Annotated in this window: 25 protein-coding genes; 17 read left to right on the plus strand and 8 right to left on the minus strand. The window is 53.7% G+C overall.

All coding sequences use genetic code 11. The annotated features are described in order from the left end of the window. Positions 1–21: 21 nt before the first annotated feature. The 3 genes from CPA45_RS03430 to ald all read left to right on the plus strand — a co-directional run bounded on the left by CPA45_RS03430 (position 22) and on the right by ald (position 3,004). Positions 22–1,212 (plus strand): class I SAM-dependent rRNA methyltransferase, encoded by a 1,191-nt coding sequence (locus CPA45_RS03430; protein ID WP_096650587.1) that lies wholly within the window; start codon positions 22–24, stop codon positions 1,210–1,212. A 59-nt stretch (positions 1,213–1,271) separates the two neighbouring features. Then, positions 1,272–1,721, plus strand: a complete 450-nt coding sequence (locus CPA45_RS03435) for an acyl-CoA thioesterase (RefSeq protein WP_096650255.1) — start codon at positions 1,272–1,274, stop codon at positions 1,719–1,721. Between the two features lie 164 nt (positions 1,722–1,885). Further along, the gene (gene ald / locus CPA45_RS03440; protein WP_096650256.1) at positions 1,886–3,004 is read left to right on the plus strand and encodes an alanine dehydrogenase; all 1,119 of its coding nucleotides are present in this window, start codon (positions 1,886–1,888) and stop codon (positions 3,002–3,004) included. Between the two features lie 31 nt (positions 3,005–3,035). On the opposite strand, the gene CPA45_RS03445 is transcribed toward ald, so the two are convergent. Beyond that, on the minus strand, positions 3,036–3,284 hold the full coding sequence (locus tag CPA45_RS03445) for a SlyX family protein (protein ID WP_096650257.1): 249 nt from the start codon (positions 3,282–3,284) through the stop codon (positions 3,036–3,038). A 110-nt stretch (positions 3,285–3,394) separates the two neighbouring features. Between CPA45_RS03445 and CPA45_RS23155 the strand changes: the two genes are divergently transcribed. Then, entirely contained in the window at positions 3,395–3,925 is a 531-nt protein-coding gene (locus CPA45_RS23155) for a cold-shock protein (RefSeq protein ID WP_096650258.1), read from the plus strand. Positions 3,926–4,024: 99 nt separating this feature from the next. Here the strand turns inward: CPA45_RS23155 and CPA45_RS03455 are convergent, their stop codons facing one another. The 7 genes from CPA45_RS03455 to map all read right to left on the minus strand — a co-directional run bounded on the left by CPA45_RS03455 (position 4,025) and on the right by map (position 11,776). Then, positions 4,025–4,414: a hypothetical protein gene (locus CPA45_RS03455; RefSeq protein ID WP_096650259.1), complete on the minus strand. Its 390-nt coding sequence runs from the start codon at positions 4,412–4,414 to the stop codon at positions 4,025–4,027. Then, complete coding sequence (gene dapE, locus CPA45_RS03460; protein ID WP_078088751.1) at positions 4,411–5,583, minus strand: succinyl-diaminopimelate desuccinylase; 1,173 nt, start codon at positions 5,581–5,583, stop codon at positions 4,411–4,413. Before dapE ends, CPA45_RS03455 begins: the two co-directional genes overlap by 4 nt. Further along, positions 5,570–6,595, minus strand: a complete 1,026-nt coding sequence (gene dapD / locus CPA45_RS03465; protein WP_096650260.1) for a 2,3,4,5-tetrahydropyridine-2,6-dicarboxylate N-succinyltransferase — start codon at positions 6,593–6,595, stop codon at positions 5,570–5,572. Before dapD ends, dapE begins: the two co-directional genes overlap by 14 nt. 70 nt (positions 6,596–6,665) lie before the next feature. Further along, positions 6,666–7,013, minus strand: coding sequence for a Spx/MgsR family RNA polymerase-binding regulatory protein (locus tag CPA45_RS03470; RefSeq protein ID WP_078088749.1), 348 nt, complete (start codon positions 7,011–7,013; stop codon positions 6,666–6,668). A gap of 8 nt (positions 7,014–7,021) precedes the next feature. Continuing rightward, positions 7,022–8,218, minus strand: a complete 1,197-nt coding sequence (gene dapC / locus CPA45_RS03475; RefSeq protein WP_096650261.1) for a succinyldiaminopimelate transaminase — start codon at positions 8,216–8,218, stop codon at positions 7,022–7,024. A 91-nt stretch (positions 8,219–8,309) separates the two neighbouring features. After that, positions 8,310–10,985 (minus strand): [protein-PII] uridylyltransferase, encoded by a 2,676-nt coding sequence (locus CPA45_RS03480; protein ID WP_096650262.1) that lies wholly within the window; start codon positions 10,983–10,985, stop codon positions 8,310–8,312. After that, entirely contained in the window at positions 10,985–11,776 is a 792-nt protein-coding gene (map, locus tag CPA45_RS03485) for a type I methionyl aminopeptidase (RefSeq protein WP_078088746.1), read from the minus strand. Before map ends, CPA45_RS03480 begins: the two co-directional genes overlap by 1 nt. A 347-nt stretch (positions 11,777–12,123) precedes the next feature. On the opposite strand from map, the gene rpsB reads away from it, so the two are divergent. The 13 genes from rpsB to lpxA all read left to right on the plus strand — a co-directional run bounded on the left by rpsB (position 12,124) and on the right by lpxA (position 25,159). Next, complete coding sequence (gene rpsB / locus CPA45_RS03490) at positions 12,124–12,873, plus strand: 30S ribosomal protein S2 (protein ID WP_078088745.1); 750 nt, start codon at positions 12,124–12,126, stop codon at positions 12,871–12,873. A gap of 218 nt (positions 12,874–13,091) precedes the next feature. Continuing rightward, the gene (gene tsf, locus CPA45_RS03495) at positions 13,092–13,961 is read left to right on the plus strand and encodes a translation elongation factor Ts (RefSeq protein ID WP_078088744.1); all 870 of its coding nucleotides are present in this window, start codon (positions 13,092–13,094) and stop codon (positions 13,959–13,961) included. 122 nt (positions 13,962–14,083) lie between these two features. Further along, positions 14,084–14,857, plus strand: a complete 774-nt coding sequence (gene pyrH, locus CPA45_RS03500) for a UMP kinase (protein WP_078088743.1) — start codon at positions 14,084–14,086, stop codon at positions 14,855–14,857. A 4-nt stretch (positions 14,858–14,861) separates the two neighbouring features. Then, on the plus strand, positions 14,862–15,419 hold the full coding sequence (frr, locus tag CPA45_RS03505) for a ribosome recycling factor (protein ID WP_078088742.1): 558 nt from the start codon (positions 14,862–14,864) through the stop codon (positions 15,417–15,419). A 139-nt stretch (positions 15,420–15,558) separates the two neighbouring features. Then, positions 15,559–16,344 carry a polyprenyl diphosphate synthase gene (uppS, locus tag CPA45_RS03510; protein WP_096650263.1) on the plus strand — a complete coding sequence of 262 codons (786 nt, stop codon included), beginning with the start codon at positions 15,559–15,561 and terminating at the stop codon, positions 16,342–16,344. Next, entirely contained in the window at positions 16,337–17,152 is an 816-nt protein-coding gene (locus CPA45_RS03515) for a phosphatidate cytidylyltransferase (RefSeq protein WP_096650264.1), read from the plus strand. The genes uppS and CPA45_RS03515 overlap by 8 nt, the downstream gene beginning before the upstream one ends. Beyond that, the gene (gene ispC, locus CPA45_RS03520; protein ID WP_096650265.1) at positions 17,149–18,339 is read left to right on the plus strand and encodes a 1-deoxy-D-xylulose-5-phosphate reductoisomerase; all 1,191 of its coding nucleotides are present in this window, start codon (positions 17,149–17,151) and stop codon (positions 18,337–18,339) included. The genes CPA45_RS03515 and ispC overlap by 4 nt, the downstream gene beginning before the upstream one ends. A 58-nt stretch (positions 18,340–18,397) precedes the next feature. Next, positions 18,398–19,756: an RIP metalloprotease RseP gene (rseP, locus tag CPA45_RS03525; RefSeq protein WP_096650266.1), complete on the plus strand. Its 1,359-nt coding sequence runs from the start codon at positions 18,398–18,400 to the stop codon at positions 19,754–19,756. A gap of 100 nt (positions 19,757–19,856) precedes the next feature. After that, complete coding sequence (gene bamA, locus CPA45_RS03530) at positions 19,857–22,208, plus strand: outer membrane protein assembly factor BamA (RefSeq protein WP_422821998.1); 2,352 nt, start codon at positions 19,857–19,859, stop codon at positions 22,206–22,208. Positions 22,209–22,225: 17 nt separating this feature from the next. Then, positions 22,226–22,726 (plus strand): OmpH/Skp family outer membrane protein, encoded by a 501-nt coding sequence (locus CPA45_RS03535; RefSeq protein WP_096650267.1) that lies wholly within the window; start codon positions 22,226–22,228, stop codon positions 22,724–22,726. 51 nt (positions 22,727–22,777) lie between these two features. Then, complete coding sequence (gene lpxD, locus CPA45_RS03540) at positions 22,778–23,815, plus strand: UDP-3-O-(3-hydroxymyristoyl)glucosamine N-acyltransferase (RefSeq protein WP_096650268.1); 1,038 nt, start codon at positions 22,778–22,780, stop codon at positions 23,813–23,815. Between the two features lie 136 nt (positions 23,816–23,951). Continuing rightward, a complete protein-coding gene (gene fabZ, locus CPA45_RS03545) occupies positions 23,952–24,395 on the plus strand; it encodes a 3-hydroxyacyl-ACP dehydratase FabZ (RefSeq protein WP_078090340.1) in 444 nt (147 codons plus the stop codon). Then, positions 24,392–25,159: an acyl-ACP--UDP-N-acetylglucosamine O-acyltransferase gene (gene lpxA, locus CPA45_RS03550; protein ID WP_096650269.1), complete on the plus strand. Its 768-nt coding sequence runs from the start codon at positions 24,392–24,394 to the stop codon at positions 25,157–25,159. Before fabZ ends, lpxA begins: the two co-directional genes overlap by 4 nt. The last annotated feature ends 1 nt before the right edge of the window (position 25,160 follow it).

Here is a 25,160-nt window from a genome sequence, read left to right on the forward strand (position 1 = left end):
ATTGCTCTTTTGGAGATTGTTGTGACCCAACGCCTGCGCCTAAATAAAGATGCCGACCGCCGCCTAAAAGCGGGCCATCTATGGATCTACTCTAACGAAGTTGATATCAAAGAGACGCCTCTGAAAAACTTTGCCGCAGGCGAGCCTGCGCTGGTCGAGGCCTCGAATGGCAAAACTCTGGGAGTAGCCTACGTCAATCCGCACTCGCTAATTTGCGCGCGCGTGATGTCTCGCGACCCGGAAATGCGCCTAGACCGCTCGCTGTTTGTGCACCGTTTTAATCAAGCGTTGGCACTCCGTCAACGCCTGTTTGATAAACCGTTTTACCGCTTAATCCACGGTGAAGGTGATCTGCTGCCCGGGTTAGTGATTGACCGCTTTGGTGATGTGGTAGTGGTACAACTAAACACGGCTGGTATGCAGGCACTGGCAGAAGATATTGTCGATGCCCTGGAAAAAGTCGTTAAACCCAGCGCTATTGTATTCCGCAATGATACCGGTGGCCGCCGTCAGGAAGGTTTGGAAGCTCACGTTGAAGTCATCAAAGGCATACTGCCTGATGAAGTGTTGCTCGAAGAGAACGGTGCTCAGTTTGCGGTGCCAGTAATTAATGGTCAGAAAACGGGCTGGTTTTTTGATCACCGAGTGAACCGCGCTTGGTTAAATGGCCACGTTGCTGGCAAGCGTGTACTCGATGTATTCAGCTACGTGGGCGGCTGGGGTGTGCAGGCGGCGGTGAGCGGTGCCTCTGAGGTGCTGTGTATCGATTCTTCTGCTCCGGCGCTTGAGCAAGTGGTGCGTAACGCTGAGTTGAATGGTGTTCAGGAGCAGGTGGCGGTGGGTGCAGGCGATGCTTTTGAAGCCCTGGCGGCGCTGAAAGCCGACGGTGAACAGTTTGACGTGGTAATTCTCGACCCGCCTGCGTTTATCAAAAAACGCAAGGATATTCCTAATGGCGAGCGTGCCTATGCCCGTTTAAACCGTGAAGCGATGCGCCTACTGGGGCGTGATGGGCTGCTGCTGTCGGCCTCGTGCTCCATGCACCTTGCTCCGGAGCGCTTGGTAGACGTGGTTCGCGGCGCGGTACGCCACCAAGACCGCCATGGCCAAGTGATTTTTCAGGGGCATCAGGGGCCTGATCACCCCGTTCATCCGGCCATCCCAGAGACCTCGTATCTGAAAGCGCTGGGTGTACGGGTGTTCCGAGATTAAGCCAAAGACGTTGCTTGGCGAATGCTAGCAAGACGAGAAAAACATCAAGGAGCAGCACTATGGAGTGGGCACTGCCAAATCCCTTTGTGATCGAGCTTCAGGTGACGCCGGAGGCCATTGACGCCTACCAGCATGTCAATAATAGCGAGTATTTACGCTGGGTTGAGCAGATCAGTTGGGCCCACTCTGAAGCCTTGGGGCTATCCCTTGAGCGTTATCAATCACTTGACCGCGCCATGGTGGTTCACCGCCATGAGCTGGACTATTTAGCCCCTGCCTTTGTTGATGACGTGCTGCAGTTGGCGACATGGATTGTTGCCTGCGATGGCCGCTTTAGCCTCACTCGTCGATTTCAACTTAAACGAGTGCGTGATGACAAAACGCTGCTTAATGCCCGAACGCGGTTTGCCTGCGTTGCTCTCTCTAGCGGTCGTCCAAAGCGATTGCCTGACGAGTATCAGCATGTCTATGGTGGTGCGCTGGTAGCAGAGCCGGTGACCGAGAGTTAGCGATGATTTTTTTGTCTAAGCTTTTTAAGCGCTAGATTTTTCTCTAAAAAAACGCCTTTAACGGCGTTTTTTTTGTTTTCTGTTTGGGGGCTGGTGGTTGTCGCCTGCTGTGCTGTAATAAAGCCTATATGGTCTATTTGAAGCCAAGGTGAGGAGATTGCCCAATGGAAATAGCCGTCCCCAAAGAAATTAAAAACCACGAATATCGGGTGGCACTCACCCCCACCGGCGCGCGCGAGCTGACTGGGCGTGGCCATACGGTTTGGATTCAGGCTGGCGCAGGCGAGGGGGCGGGGTTTAGCGACAGTGATTACGAGGCCGCTGGTGCAAAAGTAGAAGCTGATGTGGAAGCGCTGTGGCAAAACGCTGAGTTGATTCTTAAAGTAAAAGAGCCTCAGTCCGAGGAAGTGGCGCGGCTAACGCCTAACCACACCCTGTTCACTTACCTTCACTTAGCCGCTGAGGAAACGCTGACTAAAGGACTTATGGCAAGCGGTGCCACCTGTATCGCCTATGAAACCATTACTGATGTTCGGGGAGGCTTGCCTCTACTCGCTCCCATGAGCACTGTGGCAGGCCGTATGGCGGTTCAGGCTGGGGCGCACAGCTTGGAGAAGGCTCAGGGCGGATCCGGAGTATTGCTACCAGGCGTGCCGGGTGTTGCTCCGGGTAAGGTCACCGTGATTGGTGGTGGTGTGGTGGGTGAAAATGCCGCTCGTATGGCGCTCGGGCTGGGTGCTGATGTTACGATTCTGGATAAATCTATCGCCCGCTTAGAGGTATTGGATGACCGCTACCAGGGGCGTATCAGAACCGTTTACTCAACGGCAGACGCTCTCGATCAAGCGGTAAAAGAGTCCGATCTGATTATTGGTGCTGTGCTTATCCCGGGCGCGGCGGCCCCTAAACTGGTTACCCGCGCTATGTTGGTCGATATGCAACCGGGTAGCGTGCTGGTAGATGTCGCTATTGATCAAGGTGGCTGCTTTGAAACCAGCAAGCCCACCACCCATGCTGAGCCAACGTACATTGTGGATGGCATAGTTCACTACTGCGTAGCTAACATGCCCGGCGCGGTCGCGCGTACGTCCACCTTAGGGCTCACCAATGCGACGCTGCCGTTTGTACTGGCGCTGGCAGATAAAGGTTGGCAACGGGCGCTTAAGGATGACCCGCACTTTCTACCAGGGCTTAATATCCACGGTGGTCAAGTTACCTATCACGCCGTCGCCGAGGCGTTTGGTTTAGAAAGCGCCGATCCGGCAAGTGTGGTGGCGCGTTAACCAAGACGTCAATTAGTAGTAGGCGGTATTTCTAATAATGGGGCGGAACCTCGTCTTCAGGGCGACTCGTTCCTTGAAAATCGTTCGCCTGGAGTGCCTGGTGTTGCTCCCTCAGACGCTCACGCATCAGTGCGCTTAGCTGCTCTAGCTTCTCTAAACGGCGCTCTTGTTGGGCGACTGCCTGGTCAAGTGTGTCTAGCCAGTGTTCTTGATAAGCGAGTCGACTCTCTAAAGATTCAAGAAGTTGAGTTAGCTCAGCAGGCGATAATTCGTTTGTCATGATAACATTGCAACCTTGTGTAGTATGCTCGGTACTGTTAGGAATGGGCCTAGTAGGCCGAGTATTGTCCTTCGTCTGTTACCCATACAACAAGAGAGCTTTTATCATCTATGAATCCAAAAGTTGTTTTTCGCTGTTTCTTTATCAGTGTTTTACTTGCCGCCCCCACGCCGCTTGTGCTGGCGGGGATTGTTCATTTAACAAATGCACCGCTGGCTGAACAGTGGTTAGCTGCGGGTATTAATGGTGTTTATATTGCCGTAGCGCTAGGCTGTTTTGCCATGCTGTTTATTGGCACCGTAGCCGCCGCTGCTTTGGCTTCGCCGATGGCGGTTAGAGCGGATGCTGCACGTGCGCAGCCCGCCTCGCGTCAGCCTCAAGCAGCTTCCGTGGTGGATGATGAGGAAGAGGAAGATATCATCGACCCCAACGATGGCCGTGAAGAGGGGGAGGTGAAGTGGTTTAACACTAACAAGGGATATGGTTTTATTACCCGTGATAACGGCGAAGATGTATTTGTGCATTTTCGTGCGATCCGTGGTCGCGGTCCGCGTATGCTTGCAGAAGGCCAAATTGTTCGCTATCACGTGATTAAAAATGAGCGAGGCCTACAGGCCGATGATGTTAGCATCATTGAGTAAGCTTAACGGTTAGCTGGACAGTAATGGTTAATAGTAAACAACCCCGCCTAGGCGGGGTTGTTTACGTTTAGCGGTGCTCCTTACGTTTAGCAGTACTCATTAGCGGCCTGAGTCCGGCCATTCAATGGCCTTTTCTTGCCCCCCTGGCAACACCTGCCAGAAACGGTCAGGGTCATCGCCAGGGTGCCAACCACCTAACGAGCAGCGTACCTCTATTTGGAGTGCTTCGGCAGCGTGCTGGGCACACTCCTGGTCGGTATGCCACGGGGTGTGGTGGCTATCGAACCACAGGCTGGCGAAGCCATCGGCAGCACTATCTACTAATAGTACCGGCACTTCTTCCCCCTCGTGCTTGCCTCGGGTTTTCCACTTACCTTTACCGGCAGGGTTAAGTGGTGGAGCATTCAGAGCTTCTTGCAGCCAGGCATTGATATCGTCCAGTGTTACCCGGGCAAGATACACCTCAATATCCGGAAACCTCTCCATCATACGCTTACCTCGTTGGTAGTTAGCAGCGCTTGGAGAGTGGCCTCGTAGATGCGGCTTAGCTTATCTAGGTCGCTTGCAAGCACGCGCTCATTCACTTTATGAATGGTGTCGTTAAGCGGGCCAAGTTCGACTACCTGGGCGCCAAGGGTAGCGATAAAGCGTCCATCGGAAGTACCGCCGCTGGTAGAAAGTTTGGGGCGTTCGCCAGTAACGGCTGCTACGCCGCGGATGGCGGCATCCACTAGCTCTCCTTCAGCGGTCAAAAATGGTTCGCCGTTAAGCGTCCAGTCAATGTGGTACTCAAGGCCGTGCCGGTCCAAAATCGCTTCGGTGCGAGTCCGTAGCATTTCGTGGGTCACTTCTGTTGAGTAGCGGAAGTTGAACACCACTTCTACTTCACCAGGGATCACGTTGGTTGCCCCGGTGCCTGCCCGGAAATTGGAAATCTGAAAGCTGGTAGCTGGGAAGAAGTCGTTTCCCGCATCCCAGTGTTCATTGACCAGCGCATCCAGTGCGGGCATTGCCTGATGAATCGGGTTCCGTGCTAAGTGGGGGTAGGCGACGTGGCCTTGCACCCCTTTAATATGTAGAACGCCGCCTAGCGATCCTCGGCGACCATTTTTAATCACATCGCCCAAGCGGGTTGTGGAAGATGGTTCGCCGACGATGCAGTAATCCAGCCGCTCGTTACGCTCGCGTAGAAACTCCACGACAGCGCGGGTTCCGTCGATCGCGGGACCTTCTTCGTCGGAGGTGATCAGAAATGCGATGCGGCCATCGTGCTCTGGATGGGTGGTTACAAAGCGTTCTACGGCGGTAATCATGGCTGCTAAGCTGCCTTTCATATCAGCCGCACCGCGCCCGCATAGCATGCCGTTGTCATCAATGCAGGGAGCGAATGGTGGAAATTCCCAGTTGGTATGCGGACCGCTAGGAACCACGTCGGTATGTCCAGCGAATGCCAGGACTGGGCCATGGTGGCCGCGAACTGCCCAGAAATTCTTCACGTCGCCAAAAGGTAGCTGCTCGACATGAAAGCCGAGCGCTGCTAAGCGCTCGATCATGACCGCCTGGCAGCCCTCGTCGTCGGGTGTTACCGATGCCCTGCCGAGTAGCTCAAAGGCGAGCTGTAGCGTGGGCGACAGCGCCTCTGGCTCAGTTATGGGCATGCAACGCCTCGTTTAGCGCAATGGCGCTTTTATTCGTCAGGCACTCAATACGGCCATTTTGCGAGTTGCGGCGCAATAGCAGGTCATCTTGGCTCGCTAGCTCGCGGGCAGCGATGGTCTTGACCTCTTGGCCTTGGTCATCTAGCAGGGTGACCTTCGAACCGGCGGTGATGTACAGGCCCGCTTCTACGGTGCAGCGGTCGCCTAACGGAATGCCGATACCAGCATTGGCGCCAATCAAACAGCCTTCGCCGACTTTAATGATGATATTGCCACCGCCGGAAAGAGTGCCCATTGTTGAGCAGCCGCCACCGAGATCCGAACCCTTGCCTACCACTACGCCCGCCGAAATACGCCCTTCAATCATGCCGGGGCCTTCGGTGCCAGCGTTAAAGTTGACGAAGCCTTCGTGCATCACAGTCGTGCCTTCGCCAAGATAGGCGCCCAAGCGTACGCGGGCAGTATCGGCAATGCGGATGCCGGTGGGTACGACGTAGTCGGTCATTTTGGGGAATTTGTCGACGCAATCAACAGACAGCGCACGGCCAGCTAAGCGCGCCTTCAGTCGACGGGCGGGCAGTTCTTCAATATCAATTGCGCCTTCGTTGGTCCAAGCGATATTGCGTAATAGGCCGAACATGCCGGTCAGATCCAGCCCATGGGGCTTCACTAAACGGTGGGAAAGTAGGTGCAGTTTAAGGTAGACCTCGGGGGCGGTTTGTGGTGCCTGGTCGCTTTCCATGAACATGGCGACCAGTGGACGATGGCTAGCCGCGAGCGCTTCGGCAAGTTCTGCCTGCTCTGGATGGCCTGCTGCTTCCAGCGCTTTGGCTAGGCGTGTGCAGTCTTCTGGTAAGAAACTAACCGGTGCATTGCCTGTTGGTGCATCAAGCGCCTCTTTGGCAGCAGCTACTAAGCTCTCTGCCGGGTTAAGTAGCGGCGCAGGATAGTAAATTTCCAGCCAGTCGCCTTGGGTGTTTTGAGTGCCAATTCCAAGCGCAAAACTCAGCATAACGCGTCATCCTTTGAGGTTGTTTTAAAAGAGAGTATTTAAAGACAGTAAAGGTGTATAGGCCTGAGGGCTAGCCGCTTAATTGGTCGTAATCACCATCGCGATAGCCCACCTGCATCGTCTCGTGGTCGACCTCAAGTAGCGGCCGCTTAAGCAGTGTGGGGTGTTCTAATAACAAGGCGCGCGCCGAGGTGGCATCTAGGTTGTCTTTTGCTTCCTGGGGGAGATCGCGCCAGGTTTTGCTGCGCTTGTTAATCGCCTCCAGTAGTGGCACCCGCTCAAGAATATGCTCCAGAAGGCTAGCTGATAGGCCATCTTTGCGCAGATCGTGGGTGTTGAAAGGAATGCCTCTTTCTTCAAGCGCTTTGCGTGCTTTGCGACAAGTGTCACAGGTGTTGATGATATAGAGTGTCAGCATACAGCCTCCTAGCCGAGTTCGATCAGTTGACGTAGGCGCTTAGCCGCTTCCAGTGTCGGTTCAAGCTCCGCCACTAAGGCTAAGCGTAGCCGGCCTGCCCCTGGGTTATGGCCATTATGCCCTGGGCGGCCCATTAGGCTGCCGGGTAACACGCTTACGTGTTGTTCGGCGTAAAGCCGCTGGGTAAAGGCGATGTCGTCGCCGCCAGGTACAGATGGCCAGAGGTAAAAACTGGCTTCTGGAGTGGGGAAGTCCATTACTGGCGCCAGGACGTCGGTTACCGCGGTAAATTTTTCGCGGTAGGCGTCGCGGTTAGCGCGTACGTGTGTTTCATCCTGCCAAGCGGCGATTGATGCATGCTGGAGTGGTAGTGACATCGCGCAGCCGTGATAGGTGCGGTAGCGCTTAAAAGGGGCCAATAAGTCAGCATCACCAGCTACAAAGCCAGAGCGAAGGCCGGGCAGGTTTGAACGCTTGGAGAGCGAATGAAATACCACGCAGCGTCGGTAGTCGTCGCGACCTAGCTCGGCACAGGCCTGTAGCAGGCCCGGAGGAGGGGCGTCTTCATTCAGGTAAAGCTCGGAGTAGCACTCGTCGGAGGCAATGATAAAGTCGTGTTCATCGGCCAGTGCAATGAGCTGTTTGAACTCAGCAAGCGGTGTCACCGCGCCGGTGGGATTGCCCGGCGAGCAGATAAAGACGATCTGTACATCGCGCCAGATGGCTGGGCTGACCATTGAGAAATCTGGACGAAAGCCGTTCTCGGCGGTGCAGTCTAAATAGAGCGGCTCGCCGCCTGCCAGTAGGGTTGCGCCTTCATAAATCTGATAGAACGGGTTGGGTACGGCCACCTTGGCTGGGCGGTTGCGATCAAGGGCTGCCTGTACAAAGGCAAAAATCGCTTCTCGCGTGCCGTTAACGGGGAGTATCTGGCGTTCGGCGTCCAGTCCTGGCAGCTGAAAGCGCTGGCTAGCCCAAAGGGCAATCGTTTCGCGTAGCGCGGGTAGGCCGTTAGTCGCTGGGTAGCGGGCCATTTCCAGCTGATGTGCCACTAAGGCTTCCAGTGCGCCTGGGTAGGGAGCGTGCTGGGGCTCACCAATCGTTAGCGGAATGTGTTCAAGCCCCGCCGGTGGCGTAAGCGCTGCTTTAAGCGCTGCCAGTTTTTCAAACGGATAAGGATGCAGGGCATTAAGATCAGGATTCATGGCATGTCCGTTGATGGCCTATGGGCAGGTGCGACCGTAATACGGCAAACTGAGCCGCCGATTATAGGCAAGCCCAGGTGGCACCTCAAACTTAAACGCCCAAGACTTCGATAAGCCGTTCGCGTAGCTTCTGCTGACGCTCTGGGTCGGTAAGTGGTTCGCCGGCCTTATCTGTGATGAAAAAAACGTCCTCTACCCGCTCGCCCAGGGTGGCGATTTTGGCCGCTGACAGTGCAATATCCTGCTCCATAAAGATCCGCCCCACCCTGGCTAGCAGGCCGGGCCGGTCAGGAGCGGTTAGCTCTAGAAGTGTGCGCTCGTTAGCGGGGTCTTGCTCAATCAACACTTCGGTGGGAACTTTAAAGTGTTTTAACTGGCGCGGCGTGTGGCGAGTAACGATTTCGGGGTAGTCATCCGGGTCATCCAGTTCTTCCACTAAGTGCTGGCGCATCTCCTCTATACGACTGATGTCACGAATGGGCTGACCGTAACTATCCAGCACAATAAAAGTATTGAGTGTCCAGTTGTTGTGAGAGGTGGCGATGCGAGCATCGTGAATCGAGAGCCCTAGCTGCTCCATGGCCGCGGCGGTAGCGGCGAACAAGTCATCTACCGAGCGAGTGTGGATGAATACCTTGGTGCCGCCTTCAGCCATGTCTTCAGTAGGTGCGCTGATCAATACTAGCGGCAGTGGTGAGGGTTGGTGGGCGAGAATGCCTTGAGTTTGCCAAACGATTTCGCTGGGGGCGTACTGGAGAAAGTAGTCCTCGCCAAGGGATTCCCACAACTGGTCAATTTGGTGGCTATCCACCCCGATGGTTTGCAGCAATGAGCGAGCTTCGGTGCGGGTTTCGCGCACCCAGTCATCCCGGTCGGGCGGGTTGTTTAAGCCGCGCCGCAGTGCTCGCTTGGTTTCCGCGTACAACTGACGTAGCAAGGATGCTCGCCAGCCGTTCCAGAGCGTGGGGTTGGTGGCGTTAATGTCGGCCACAGTAAGCACATAGAGGTAGTCTAAGCGCGTTTCATCGCGTACCACGAGGGCAAAGTCGCGGATTACATCAGGATCGCTGATATCGCGTTTTTGGGCCGTCATGGACATCAAAAGATGATGCTCTACCAGCCAGCTCACTAAATTGGTGTCGCGCTGGGAAACATGGTGGCGTTTGCAGAACTGGGCGACATCTTTGGCACCTATTTCTGAATGGTCGCCGCCGCGGCCTTTACCAATATCGTGAAATAGGCCAGCAATCCATAATAGGTCCAGCTTAGGCAACTGATGAATCAGTGTGGCTGCCACGGGGAAGTCATCTTTGGCATCTGGCTTGCGAAAGCCATGCAGAAACTTCAGTAGACGCAGGGTATGGGCATCTACCGTGTAAATATGAAACAGGTCGTGCTGCATGAGTCCTACTGCGCGACCAAATTCCGGTAGGTACTTACCTAGAATCCCGTAGCGGTTCATTCGCCTGAGTTGGCGAGGAACGTTGCCAGGAGCCCGTAGAATGGACATAAATAGCCGCTGGTGGCGTGGGTCTTCTCGGTAGAGGTCGTCAATCTGATGGCGGTGGTCGCGTATCAAGCGAATCGTGTCCGCACGCACGCCCTCTATTTCTGGGTGCTTAGCCATCAGTAGAAACAGCTCTAGCATCGCCGCCGGCCGTTCACGGAACAGATTGCGCGAACGCACCTGGATGTAGCCGCCTTTGGTTTCAAAGCGCTCGTTCAGCTTAACGGTTTCCAGCGCTTCTTTGCCGCGTAGAATGACTTCGTCAAAGTGTTGCAGCAGCATGTCGTTAAGTCCTGCAAGGGCAGTGACATGCCGGTAGTAGCGTTTCATAAACTGCTCAACCGCTAGGCGCTCGGGAGTGTCTTTGAAGCCAAACATCTCCGCGATGGTGCGCTGGTGATCAAACAGCAGGCGGTCTTCAGCGCGGCCGGTGAGCATGTGCAAAGCGTAGCGAACCTGCCATAAAAAGGCTTGGCCCTGGCTTAAAATTCGCAGTTCTGCGTCGTTCATAAAGCCATTGGCGACAATATCGGTGTACTGCTCGGTGCCAAAGTGGCGCTTAGCCACCCAGCCAATCATCTGAATATCACGCAGCCCACCCGGCGAGCTTTTAAGGTTTGGCTCTAAGTGGTACTCAGAATTGTTATAGCGGTAATGGCGGGCGATCTGCTCTTGCCACTTGGCCTCGAAAAAATGGTTGGCAGGCCAGAGGTGTTCGGCATTAAGCCGCTCACGCATCTGCTCGCGCAGTTGTTCGGGGCCGGCAATCAGACGTGATTCGAGCAGGTTAGTGATCACCGTAACATCTGCCTCGGCTTCCCGCTCGCAGTCGTTGAGTGAGCGCACACTGTGACCTATTTCCAGCCCAATATCCCAGAGGAAAGTGATAAAGGCAGTAAGTGGTTCACGGAAAGGTGTGTCGTCGTCGTTCTCTAGTAGTAATAACAGGTCGATGTCGGAGTGGGGGTGCAGTTCACCGCGGCCATAGCCTCCCACCGCTACCAGTGCAATGCCTTTATCTGGCCATTCGTGCTGTGCCCAGGCGATGGCGAGTAGCTGGTCAAGATACCAAGCTCGGCCACGCACTAAGTCACGAATGTCGGCCCCGGCGCGAAACTGCTCGTCAAGTCGTGCTTGAAGCTCGCGAAGAGCTGCCTTGAATGGCGCTATTGGGGAGCGTGCTCCCGCAAGTTCGGTGCGAAAAGCATCAAGGTCATACAGCGCTGTGTCCGGCTCAAACCGGTAGTGGTGGAGTAACATTAGCGGCTAATAAAACTAAGGTCTTCGTCGCTGCGTGCGGTTAGCACCTCAACGCCGGTGTCGGTAACCAGTAGCGTGTGCTCCCACTGAGCCGACAGGCTACGGTCCTTGGTCACAGCTGTCCAGCCATCACGTAGCACCTTGGTTTTATAACCGCCCACGTTAATCATTGGCTCAATGGTGAAGCACATGCCCGCTTCCAGGGAAATGTCGGCGTCCGGTGCATAGCCGTCATAGTGTAAAAACTGAGGATCTTCGTGGAAATCAGCACCGATGCCATGGCCACAAAAGTCGCGTACAACGGAGTAACCATGAGCTTCTGCATGTTGCTGAATCACGCGGGCGAGTTCAGATAAGCGCACACCGGGTTTGACCAATGCGATACTTTTATACAAACACTCTTGGGTGATACGGCACAGGCGTTCGCCCTGGATGGTCTCGCCAATGACAAACATTACACTGGAATCGCCGTGATAGCCGTCAGGGGTTTTTACGGTAATATCCAGGTTCATGATGTCGCCGTTCTTGAGCTTTTTGGCATCATCAGGAATGCCGTGGCACACCACATGGTTAATCGACGTGCAGGTGGCTTTGGGGAAGCCGTGATAGTTAAGCGGTGCCGGTGCTGAACCTAACTCTTTGACGATAAAGTCATGGCAAAGGCGGTCAATTTCGCCGGTGCTAATGCCCGCTTTGATGAGCGGAGTGATCATTTCAATAACGCTAGCGGCTTGGCGTCCGGCTTCGCGCATTTTCTCGATTTCAGAAGGCGTCTTGATGGGAACGTTCATGAATTCTCGATATGGATTCTAAGTAAGTGGTGAACAGCAGTAACGAGCGGCAAATTTAGACCGTTGCGTAGGTGATGAGTAGGTGATGACTTCATCTTGGCAAGGATCTATGGTATAAAGCCGCGCGCTTTCCTGCAATCGCCAGCCCTCGCAACATTGCTAGCAGGCTGGACAATGGAAAGCCAATTAGACTGCAGCAAGGATACCCCTGTGCTGCTCAACAGCAAGCCTTGAAAACACACATGCACCGGCACATGGTCCCGGGTGCCGCTGGTAACGTCTAACGATACCACTGGTCGGATCCATGGGGTGCGTGGAGGCCTAACCCGAGTTTCAGGAGTTTTATCATGTCTCACGTTAATATGCGTGACCTGCTGAAAGCAGGCGCTCACTTCGGTCACCAAACCAAGTACTGGAACCCGAAGATGGGTAAGTTCATCTTCGGCGCGCGCAACAAGATTCACATCATCAACCTCGAGCACACTCTGCCGGCGCTTAATGAAGCGATCGACGTGATTGAGAAGATGGCGGCATCCAACAACAAAATTTTGTTTGTTGGCACCAAGCGCAGCGCCAGTAAGATCATCAAAGAAGAAGCAAATCGCGTTAATCAGCCGTTCGTTAACCATCGCTGGTTAGGCGGTATGCTGACTAACTTCAAGACTATTCGTCAGTCTATCAAGCGTCTGCGTGACCTAGAAGTTATGCGCGAAGACGGTACTTTCGACAAACTGACCAAGAAAGAAGTTTTGATGGCAACGCGTGAGCAAGAGAAGCTCGAGCGTTCTATCGGCGGTATCAAGAACATGGGTGGCCTGCCGGACGCTCTGTTCGTTATCGACGTTGATCACGAGCGTATCGCGATCAACGAAGCCAACAAACTGGGTATCCCAGTTATTGGTGTAGTAGATACCAACTCAAACCCGGATGGCGTTGACTACGTAATCCCGGGTAACGATGACTCCATCCGCGCTATTCAGATTTACGTTAAGGCAATTGCCGACGCCTGTAACCGCGCTAAAGAAGGTCGTCCGGACGAGTTTGTTGAAGTTGCTGAAGAAGCCGCTTCCGTCGACACTGACGCTGCTGCAGAGTAACGCTGGCAGGCGGTGCGGCGGACAGATGAGCCGCATCGTGTTAAGAGGGGGCCTTATGCCCCCTTTTTCCCGCTTTGGGTTCGCCCAGGTGGGACGAATGCGCCGGACACTAAACGCCGGCAAGCGCGCTGCATAGTGATACAAAGCGGTCATCTATTGAGCTTATACTTTGTAGCGCGTTTAACTTTCAGCTAGAACCATTACCGAGGTGAATTCTCATGGCAGCTATTAGCGCCTCCCAGGTTAAGGAACTGCGCGAACGTACCGGTCTTGGCATGATGGAGTGTAAAAAAGCACTCACCGAAGCCGACGGTGACATCGAAGTCGCGATTGAGAACCTGCGTAAAAGCTCTGGTCTTAAAGCCGCGAAGAAAGCGGGTCGTACCGCTGCAGAGGGTGCGGTTGTTACGCGCGTAGCAGAAGATGGTAGCTACGGCGTTATGGTCGAAATCAACTCTGAAACTGACTTCGTTGCCCGTGACGACAACTTCATTGCTTTCACTGGCAAGATCGCTGATGCGTTCTTTGCAGCGAAAAATGAAGATGTCGCCGCTGTTATGGCTGGCGATCTTGAGTCTGCTCGTGAGCAGCTGGTTCAGAAGATTGGTGAGAACATCGGCGTGCGTCGTGCCGTTGTAGTAAACGCTGTTGAAGGTGGTCTGGTGGGCGAATATGTCCACGGTGGCCGCATTGGCGTTCTGACCATTCTGAAAGGTGGCAACAGCGAAGCTGCTAAAGACGTTGCTATGCACGTTGCAGCGATCAATCCTGCTGTAGCCCTTCCAGAAGATATGCCGCAGGAAGAGCTGGATAAAGAGAAGGCGATCATCCTGGCCCAGCCGGACATGGCAGGCAAGCCAGAGCAAATCGCTGAGAAAATGGTTGAAGGCCGCCTGAAGAAGTACCTGGCTGAAAACAGCCTGACCGAGCAGCCGTTCGTTAAAGACCCGAACCAGTCTGTGGCTGAGTTTGTGAAAGCTGCTGGTGGTGAGGTGGTTGGCTTTATCCGCTTTGAAGTGGGCGAAGGCATCGAGAAAGAAGAAGTCGACTTTGCTAAAGAAGTCATGGAACAAGCTGGCCGTCGCTAAGGTCAGAGGTTCTAGTAAAAAGATGGCGTGCGCGCGAGCGCACGCCTTCGTGTATCCAGCCCTTGCTAAATAAAAGGGCCGCCTCGCCCGCCTGTGTTCAGGTCTGCTTCAGGAGATATGCCATGTCACGCGATGTTCAAGAGTCTAGCCCCGCTGCTATCCCCAGTAAAATCGAAAAGTCTAAGTCAAAATATAAGCGTATTTTGCTGAAGCTTTCTGGTGAAGCGCTAATGGGGGAGCACGATTTTGGTATTGATCCTAAAGTGTTGGATCGCATGGCGCTTGAAATCGGCCAGTTGGTCGGTATCGGTGTTCAGGTGGGTATTGTAATTGGTGGTGGTAACCTCTTCCGTGGCGCCGCATTAAATGAAGCCGGTATGGACCGGGTGACGGGTGACCACATGGGAATGCTGGCAACAGTCATGAATGCCCTGGCAATGCGCGATGCTCTGGAGCGTTCTAATATTCGTTCCCGGGTAATGTCAGCGATTCCCATGAGCGGTGTGGTGGAGCACTATGACCGCCGCACTGCCATCCGCTATTTAACATCTGGCGATGTTGTGCTGTTTTCTGCGGGCACCGGTAATCCTTTCTTCACGACCGACTCCGCTGCTTGTCTGCGTGGCATTGAAGTGGACGTGGATGTTGTGATCAAGGCCACCAAGGTCGATGGCGTGTACAATAAGGATCCTGTGAAACATCCTGACGCCGTGAAGTACGACCAGCTCTCTTATGATGACGCCCTAGAGCAAAAATTGGGTGTGATGGATTTGACCGCTATCTGCCTGGTACGTGACCATAATATGCCAGTGCGGGTATTCGATATGAACAAGCCTGGCGCCCTGCTGAATTTGGTAGTAGGGGGCAAGGAAGGCACGCTGATAGACAGAGGGTAATATCGTGATCAACGACATTAAGAAAGATGCTGAATCTCGCATGAAGAAAAGCGTTGAAGCGCTGAATGGCAACTTCAACAAGATCCGTACTGGGCGTGCTCACCCCAGTATTCTGGATGCTGTCACTGTCGACTATTACGGTAGCCAAGTGCCGCTAAGCCAAGTGGCTTCGGTTAACGTGGAAGATGCGCGGACGCTGGCGGTAGCTCCTTGGGAGCAGGGCATGGTGGCTAAGGTTGAAAAGGCCATCATGACGTCAGATCTTGGTCTTAACCCTTCAAGTGCCGGGAACGTGATCCGCGTACCGATGCCGATGTTGACTGAGGAAACTCGGAAAGGCTACATCAAGCAGGCACGTAGCGAAGCCGAAAACGCCCGAGTTGCTGTACGAAATGTACGTCGCGATGCCAACGGTGATTTCAAATCCTTACTTAAGGATAAAGAGATTACTGAGGATGATCAGCGTCAAGGGGAAGACGAAATCCAGAAGCTGACCGATAAGTTTATCGCTGAGATCGATAAGGCGCTTGCCGCAAAAGAACAAGATCTCATGCAGGTATAGTTATTGTAAGTATAGTTATTGATTGTAAGTATAGTTATTGTAGTTATAGCTATCTGCTTTCACTTAGCCGCGGGCAGCAAGCGCTGCCCGCTGGGCCATTGTTTGGCTTTATTATGACTGATCTTTGGTGCGAGAAACCATGACGTCACCGCAGCTTCCTGAAGAGCAGACGGGCGGTGCGGCGCCTTCTCACTCCGAGGAGTCGTTGCCGCTGCATGTTGCTATCATAATGGATGGCAATAACCGCTGGGCGCGTGCCCGAGGGCTTTCCGGCGTGCGCGGGCATCGTGCTGGCGTTGAGGCCGTGAGAACGGTGATACAGCGCGCTGCCGAGCGTGGCGTAAAAACATTAAGCTTATTTGCGTTTTCAAGTGAAAACTGGAAGCGCCCTGCGGCGGAAGTGAATGCGCTTATGGAGCTTTTTTTGATGGCTCTTAAGCGAGAAGTTAAAAAGCTCAACGAGCGTAATGTTCGCCTTTCTATTATTGGTGAGCAGCGTGGCTTCTCCAATGCTATCCAGAAGCATATTCAGCGCGCTGAAGCGCTGACCGCTGCTAACACGGGGATGCACTTGGTGATTGCTGCCAACTATGGTGGCCAGTGGGATATTACCCGCGCAGCAAAGCAGTTGGCTGAGCAGGTTGCCGCCGGGGAGTTGGTTGCAGCAGATATCGATGAAGCGCGCTTTGATGTGGCGATGAACACCCACCAAGTACCGCCGGTGGATTTATGTATTCGCACCAGTGGAGAGCAGCGTCTCTCCAACTTTATGCTGTGGCAGTTAGCCTACGCAGAGCTTCATTTTTCCCCCCTGCTGTGGCCTGATTTTGATGCAGTGGCGTTCGATAAAGCGCTGGATGACTTTTGCCAGCGCCGCCGCCGCTTTGGCATGACTGACGAACAAATAGAGGCGCAAGGTGCTTAAACAGCGGATTATCACCGCAGCCTGGTTAGCTCCCCTGACGCTGATCGGCCTGTTCGGATTACATGGTGGCGCCTTTGCGCTGTTTGCAGCACTTATTGTGCTGTTAGGTGCGTGGGAGTGGACGAATTTGGCTGGAGTTACCCAACAGCGCTCGCGCTTACAATGGGTGGCTGTGTTGGCGCTGCTAATGCTCGTTATGTGGCTGAGCGGCGCGGCATTTGCCGTTTGGCCGTTATGGCTTGCGGCGGCTGGGTGGTTGCTAAACCTGTATTGGGTTATCCGTTACCCAGAGGCTGGTCAGCAATGGCAGTCAACCTCTCGGCGCTTGCTGATGGGATTATGGGTGCTGCTGCCATGCTGGGTTGGTTTCAATGTTCTCCGCGATAGTGGTGCGGTATGGCTGCTATTTGTTCTGTTACTGGTTTGGGGCGCTGATATTGGTGCCTATTTTGCTGGTCGTCGCTGGGGAAAGCGCAAGTTAGCTCCCCGTGTTAGTCCAGGAAAATCCTGGGAAGGTGTCATTGGTGGCTTAGTGGTAACCGTGCTGCTGGCAGTGGTATTTGCTTTTTGGCAGCCGTTGGGCGTCGCAGGCGGTGCTACGCTGATTGCTATTACTGCCCTGGTGACGTTTGTTTCGGTACTGGGTGATTTGTTGGAAAGCATGCTTAAGCGCTACCGTAATATTAAGGACTCTAGCCAGTTGTTACCGGGTCATGGTGGTGTGCTGGATCGCATTGATAGCCTAACGGCGGCGATTCCCATCTTTGCTTTGCTTTACTTACAGTTATTGCAGGTACCATTGCTATGAGTCAGCGGCCGACTCTTCAGTACGTAACGGTACTAGGTTCAACTGGCTCAATAGGCAACAGCACTCTGGATGTGATTGAGCGTCATCCTGACCGTTACCGGGTTTATGCGCTGACTGCCCACACGTCGAAAGAAACCTTGCTAGCACAGTGTAGAAAGCACCAGCCTCATGTGGCGGTCTTAAATGACCCAGTAGATGCTCAGTGGCTGCATGACGCGTTAACTAAGGCGGGAGTTGCTACTGAGGTGCAAGCTGGCCCGGAGGCGCTCTGTCGAGTGGCGCGAGACGCCCAAGTTGACACGGTAATGGCTGCGATTGTGGGGGCGGCAGGGCTGCTACCTGCACTGGCAGCGGCAGAAGCGGGTAAGCGTCTACTGCTTGCCAATAAAGAGGCGTTAGTAATGAGCGGTGCGCTATTTATGGATGCCATTGCTCGCTCAGGTGCAACACTCTTGCCGATTGACTCTGAACATAATGCTATCTATCAGTGTCTACCTGCTCAGCATCGTGGTGGTCTTGCGCGCCACGGCGTGCGCCAATTGCTGTTGACTGCCTCTGGGGGGCCTTTTCGTACCTGGAGTGCGGAGGATATTGCCAGGGTAACGCCAGAGCAGGCCTGCGCCCACCCTAACTGGTCAATGGGGCGTAAGATCTCGGTGGACAGCGCCACGTTAATGAATAAAGGGCTAGAGCTAATCGAGGCGTGCTGGCTGTTCGACGCCACTCCAGAGCAAATTCAAGTAGTCGTTCATCCGCAAAGCGTCATCCACTCCATGGCTGCTTACGATGATGGTTCGGTGATTGCGCAGTTGGGTAACCCTGATATGCGCACGCCTATTGCTTATGGATTAGCGTGGCCTGAGCGTATTGATGCGGGCGTTGAGACACTTGATATTTTCCAGGTGGCACGGCTTGATTTTGAAGCGCCGGATGAGACCCGCTTTCCCTGCCTGCGCTTAGCCCGCGAAGCAATGAAAATGGGGGGGGCAGCCCCTGCGATTTTGAACGCCGCGAATGAAGTCGCGGTCGATGCATTTTTGGAAGGACAGCTTGGCTTCAGCTCGATAGCCGATGTGGTAGCTGAAGTGATGGCCCTAACGTTTGAAGCGCGCGCCGATACGCTGGAGCAAATATTAGCAGCGGATAAGTGGGCGCGGGAGCAGGCGTTGCTGAGAATACAGCGATGAAATATGCAGGACGCGTAGGCATCAGCCGTTCGCTGAGCAGCGTATAAAGGAGCGAAGTGTGGGCCTGATACAAAATATCTTAGCGGTAATCGTGGTGCTTGGGTTACTGGTGACCTTCCACGAATTTGGCCACTTCTGGGTGGCCAGACGCTGTGGAGTTAAGGTACTGCGCTTTTCAGTAGGTTTTGGTAAACCGCTGTGGTCGACGGTGGACCGACATGGAACCGAGTACGCGGTAGCCGCTATACCGTTAGGCGGCTACGTGAAAATGCTTGATGAGCGTGAAGCGCCAGTGCCAGAGGAGCAGCTAAGCCAAGCATTTAATCGCAAAAACGTATGGCAGCGAATTGCCATCGTTGCTGCTGGCCCCTTGGCAAATTTTTTACTGGCGATTGTCGCTTACTGGGCGTTGTTTGTGGTGGGTGTTACAACGGTAACACCTATAGTGGGTGAAGTGACGCCTGATTCCCCCGCTGCCCAGGCAGGGCTTTCCCATGGGGATGAAATCACCTCAATCCACGGCGATGCAATGCGTTCATGGGAAGAGATCAATCTTAAGTTGGTTTCCATTATTGGCTTTAACGGTGAGTTGGCCGTTGAGGCGGTGCCTGAAGGTTCGAGTACCCCGCGGTTGTACCAATTGCCAGTAAGTAATTACCTGGTCCGCCAAGACCCACCCCAGCCGCTGCAAAGCTTGGGAATTACCCCTTGGAGACCTGATGTTCCGGCTGTGCTAGGCCAAGTAGTAGATGGTCAAGCAGCCGCTCAGTCAGGGCTTCAGCCGGGTGACCGCATCCTTTCCCTTAACGGTGAGCCGGTTGAGGACTGGATGCAGTTTGTTGCAATGATCCGTGACAATGCAGGCCGAACTTTAGAGGTGGGCTATCAGCGCGGTGACGAGCAAGGTACGCTGTCGCTGACGCCGGGTAGTAATACATTAGAGAGTGGTGCTGAAGTCGGGTACATTGGAGCCGGTGTGCAACAGGTGTCATGGCCTGAAGAGCTGCAGCGTGAAATTCGCTATGGGCCGGTGGAGGCGATTGGGCAAGCAGTGTCGCGTACCGGCGAGATGACGTTGCTCACGGTAGATGCGATTCGCAAAATGCTAGTGGGGTTAATTTCGCCCTCTAATTTATCTGGGCCGATTACGATTGCGCAAATTTCCGGTGACTCCGCCCGTGCTGGTATGGAAGCATTCGTTGGTTTTCTAGCGTATCTTTCCATCAGCCTGGCGGTACTGAATTTATTGCCAATCCCAGTGCTCGATGGTGGGCACCTGCTTTATTATTTTATAGAGGTCGTACGTGGACGGCCGGTCTCAGAGCAAACTCAAGCGGTAGGGCTGCGCATTGGGCTTGCCATGGTAGGTACCCTGATGTTGATGGCTCTCTATTTCGATCTGATGCGCCTGTGGTAATGACGCGTGTAGCGCGCAGGATGCCTTGTCATCTGCCTGCACAAATGTATATGGTGCCTGTCTGGAACGATAGGCAGACCAACGCGAGCGAACTGACTGCATGAAAATTAAGACCCTTGGAATGGCGGCACTCTTGCTGGCAGGCGCCAGCGGCGCCCAAGCACAATCCTTTGATGTTTCGGACATTCGTGTGGAAGGACTACAGCGGGTATCCGCCGCCTCGGTCTTTAATGCGTTTCCCGTAAGTGCGAATGACCGTGTTAACGAGCAACAGCTAACCGCTGCTGCACGTGACCTATTCGCGACGGGCCTGTTCGAAGACGTCTCCCTAGCACGGGAAGGTGATGTTCTGATCGTTCAGGTAGTCGAGCGACCAACGATTGCACGCCTGAATATTAGTGGTAACCAGCAGATCTCCGAAGATGATTTGCGCAACGGCCTACGCCAATCGGGCTTGTCCGAAGGCCAGGTACTGCAACTCTCTACCCTAGAGGAGATCCAGCGGGAGCTGGAGGGCGTTTATCAGTCTCAGGGTCGTTATAGTGCAGGTATCGACGTAGAAGTTGAGACAGTTGATGAAGGTCGAGTTCAGGTCAACATCAATATCAATGAAGGCGAAGTAGCGAAAATTCGTCAGATCAATATCGTGGGTAATGAAGCGTTTGACGATGACACGCTACGTTCTGTTTTTGAACTCAATGATCGCCCTGGGCGAGTGTTTGGCTGGTTCTCTAAGGATGAGTACTCCCGCGAAGCGCTATCCGGTGATATTGAGCGGTTGCGCTCTTTCTATCTGGACCGTGGCTATGTGAATTTCGATGTCACCTCTACCCAGGTATCTATTGGCCCAGAAAAGTCGGAAATATTCATTACCCTGAACGTCGATGAGGGTAGTCAGTACCGGGTTGGTGATATTCGCTTTGTAGGTGATCTGCAAATTAGTGAAAGTGACGCACGGCAACTGCTGGAGATCAGCAGTGGCGATACCTTCTCCCGCGGGCAGGTGAATGCTTCTACCGAAGCTCTGCGCCAGCGCTTAGGGGCTGAGGGGTTTGCGTTTGCGGAAGTGCAGGGTGTTCCGGAAATGGCCGGTGATGGTGAGACCGTTGATCTGGTAATTGCGGTTAACCCTGGTCAACGCACTTACGTACGACGCATAGAGTTCTTCGGTAATACCACGACCCAGGACGAAGTACTGCGCCGTGAAATGATTCAGCTGGAAGGGGCGCCTGCATCGACTGAGTCAATTACGCAATCCCGTCAGCGGCTTGAGCGCCTTGGCTTCTTTAGCCAAGTTGAAGTCGATACCCAGCCCGTGCCAGGCCAGCCAGATATGCTGGACGTGACCTATAACGTAGAAGAACAGCCATCTGGTTCTATCTCTGCTAGCGTTGGTTTCTCGCAAAGCGCCGGGGTGATTTATGGTGTTGGGCTTGCTCAAAATAACTTCCTAGGTACAGGTAACCGCGTCAATATCGGCGCGCAGCGCAGTGATACATTCACCAGCGTTAACTTTGCCTTTACTGACCCGTACTGGACGCTAGATGGCATCTCTCGTGGCTATAACGTGTTCTACCGTGAAACCGACTATGCCGACTCTGATATCTCAACGTTCTCAACCGATGCTTATGGTGCGGGTATCAACTTCGGCTACCCGATAAGCGAGCTTTCGCGGCTTAACTTCGGTGCCAGTGTTGAGGATCTAACGGTAAAAACTTATTTTGACACCGCCTCAGAAATTCGTCGTTACGTAGAAGATCAAGGCGAAAACGCCCAGAGCCTTAAATTAACGGGAAGCTGGACGCGTAATAATCTGAACCGCGGAATCATGCCCACGGCAGGTAATTACCAACGGCTCTCTTTGGAAACAGGTGTGCCGGGAAGTGATGCGGAGTACTACAAACTCCAGGCGCGTGCCCAGCAGTTATTCCCGATTAATGATGACCAAACGTGGGCGCTCAAGTTTAGCGGCCATTTAGGCTATGCCGATACACTCGGTAGCAACGATCCTTACCCCTTCTATGAGAACTTCTATGCGGGTGGTTTAGGCTCTGTACGTGGCTTTACCTCAAACACGTTGGGACAGCGTACAACACCTGCCCGGGAAGGTGGTCGTGACCGCACTCTCGGCGGTAACGTTCTGATCCAAGGTAGTGCTGAAGTCCTTTTCCCGCTGCCATTTGTTGAAAACCAGCGCTCGGTACAAACATCGCTATTTGTGGACGCAGGTAATACCTTCTTAAGCTCCTGCTACGACGTACTGGAGGAAGATGCCGGGCGCCAACAGTGTAGCTCAGGCGTTGACCTTGGCGACCTGCGCTACAGTGTGGGTATTGGCCTATCCTGGTTGACACCGGTTGGTCCGCTGACCTTTAGTATTGCCGAGCCGCTAAACAGTGAAAGCGGAGATGACACTCAGTTCTTCCAGTTCTCGCTGGGTCAAACGTTCTAATATAAGGAGTTATAACGATGCGTAAATTGGCAGCAGCTGTGTGCCTGATGGGTGCGGTAGTATTACCCGCCCATGCGGCTGAAGTGGCAGTACTCGATTGGCGCGCTGCGCTGATGAATACCCAGTCCGCTCAGTCTTCCCTTAGCCAGCTGGAAAGCCAAATTGGTGGCCAGCAGCGCGAAGCCCAATCACTAGGTAACGAATTACAGCAGTTGCAAGAGCGCCTGCAGCGGGAAGGCGAGACAATGTCGCAGTCCCAGCGAGATTCGCTGATTGCTGAGCTACAAGAGAAGGGTGGCCGTTTCGAACAACTGCGTCGCGAAGTGATGCAAGCTCAGCAACGTTCCGAGCAGCAGTTTTTAGAAGGCGCTGAGCCTAAACTTGAACGCGCCGTTGAGCAGGTTCTGCAACGCCACAATATTGATGTGCTAGTAGAGCCACAGGGTGTATTGCATTCATCGACAGATCTGCCCAACGTGACTAACGAAGTCACCCAGATTTTCGATTCGCTGAACTAATTTAATGACTGCTGGTGCGCGCATGCGCGCACCAATGTTTCTTGGGCTACCATGACGCACGCTTCTCACGACCTCACCCTAGCGGATATCGCACGTCACTTGGATGTAGCATTCGAGGGCGACGCCAACCAGCCGATTCGTGGTCTGGCAACGCTCAAAGAAGCTGCTCCGGACCAAGTGGCGTTCCTCGCCAATCGTGCCTATTTGAAAGATTTAGCCACTACTAAGGCCGCCGCTGTTTTACTGCACCCTGAGCATGGCAAAAACTGCCCTGTGCCACGCTTGGAGATGACAAACCCTTATCTAGGTTATGCCAAACTATCTCAACTGTTTGATCCGTTACCAGTGCGGGATGTGTTAGGCGTTCACCCAACCGCGGTCGTTGCGGAGGGTGTTACCTTAGGCGTGGATGTATCTATCCAGGCCCATGCGGTGATTGAAACAGGCGTTGTGCTTGGCGACCGTGTGGTAGTGGGGGCTGGCAGTATAGTGGGTGCCGATAGTGTGATTGGTGAGAGTACTCGACTGCACGCCAACGTTACTGTTTGCCACGGTGTTGTCATTGGTAAGCGCGGCATACTGCAGAGTGGCTGCGTGATAGGAGGCGACGGTTTTGGTTTTGCCCACGACGGCGCCAAGTGGCATAAAATTGCCCAGCTAGGCGGTGTGGTGATGGGTGATGACGTAGAAGTAGGCAGTTGCTCAAGTATTGATCGTGGTGCGTTGGGCGATACAGTGATTGGCAACGATGTAAAAATTGATAGCCAAGTGCAAATCGCGCATAACGTCACCATCGGCGATCACAGCGCACTGGCAGGCTGCGTGGGTATCGCAGGTTCTACCAAGGTAGGCAAGCACTGTATGTTGGGCGGCGGCGTAGGGCTTTCAGGCCACCTGACTATTTGCGATGGCGTACAGGTAACCGGGATGAGCCTTGTTACTAACTCGATCCATGAACCGGGTGTTTACTCTTCAGGGACAGGGGCCATGAGCAATACGCAGTGGCGAAAAAATGCAGTACGCTTCAAGCAGCTGGATGACATTGCTAAGCGGCTTGCAAGGATGGAAAAAAATCAGCGTGCAGAATGACGTATCGTTGAATTTCTGAGACAGTGGCTTGAGGCTTGATCGCTGCAGGTTATAATCCACTGCCTTTTAACCAGCAGGAGTGCTGGTATGTGCCTGATGATATCTCAGGCCTTTTGTCATTTTAGAGGTCGTTACGATGGTTATGGATATTAACGAAATTCGCGAATATTTGCCGCACCGCTACCCGTTCCTTTTGGTGGATCGAGTGACGCAGCTAACCGTTGGCGAATCCATCGTTGCGTTCAAAAACGTTAGTATTAATGAGCCGTTTTTTAATGGGCACTTTCCCCATCATCCCATAATGCCGGGTGTGTTAGTGGTGGAAGCACTTGCTCAAGTATGCGGTATCTTAGGTTTTAAAACGGTCAATAAACTGCCTGCTGACGGCTACGTGTACTATCTTGTCGGCAGCGATAACGTGCGCTTTAAGCGCCCCGTTATGCCAGGTGATCAGTTAGTTCTGGAAGCCAATGTCATTCGTGGCAAGCGCGGTATCTGGAAGTTTGCCTGCCGTGCTACGGTGGACGGAGAGCTAGCCTGCGAGGCGGAAATCATTTGTGCCGAGAGGAAGGTTGCTTGATACATCCTACTGCCCTGGTTGACCCTGCAGCGCAGCTTGCTGACGATGTAGAGGTTGGCCCTTTTAGCGTTATTGGACCAGATGTTACGATTGGCGCCGGCTCGGTGATCGGCCCCCACGTCGTGGTTAAAGGCCCTACGTGGCTTGGCGAGCGTACGCGTATTTTTCAGTTCGCTTCTGTGGGTGAAGACTGCCAGGATAAAAAGTACGCAGGTGAACCGACTCGCTTAGTGATGGGCGATGATAACGTGATCCGCGAAGGCGTTACTCTCCACCGAGGGACCATACAAGATCGCGGTGAGACCACGATAGGCTCGCGCAATCTGTTTATGGCCTACGTCCATGTAGGCCACGACTGTGTGATTGGTAATGACTGTATTTTAGCGAATCAGGTAACGCTGGCGGGCCATGTCACGCTGGGCGATTTCGCCATTTTGGGTGGTTTGTCAGCGGTACATCAATTCTGCCACTTTGGCGAGCATGCGATGGCGGGTGGCGGCTCGATTATCACCAAAGATACTCCTGCTTATGTGATGATTAATGGCAACCCTGCCGAGGCTCGGGGCCTAAACTTGGTTGGCCTGAAGCGCCGAGGATTTAGCCGCGACGCGATCAATGCGCTAAGTGCCGCTTATAAGTTGGTGTACCGTCAGGGGTTGACCGTAGAGCAGGCGATTGAAGATATGCGTAATCGCTTTGATTTCGCAGAAATTACGGTCTTTGCTGACTCTATTGAGCGCTCAACGCGCGGTATTATTCGCTAAC

The organism is Vreelandella nigrificans (assembly GCF_002374315.1).
In the GTDB taxonomy this organism is placed as follows: domain Bacteria; phylum Pseudomonadota; class Gammaproteobacteria; order Pseudomonadales; family Halomonadaceae; genus Vreelandella; species Vreelandella nigrificans.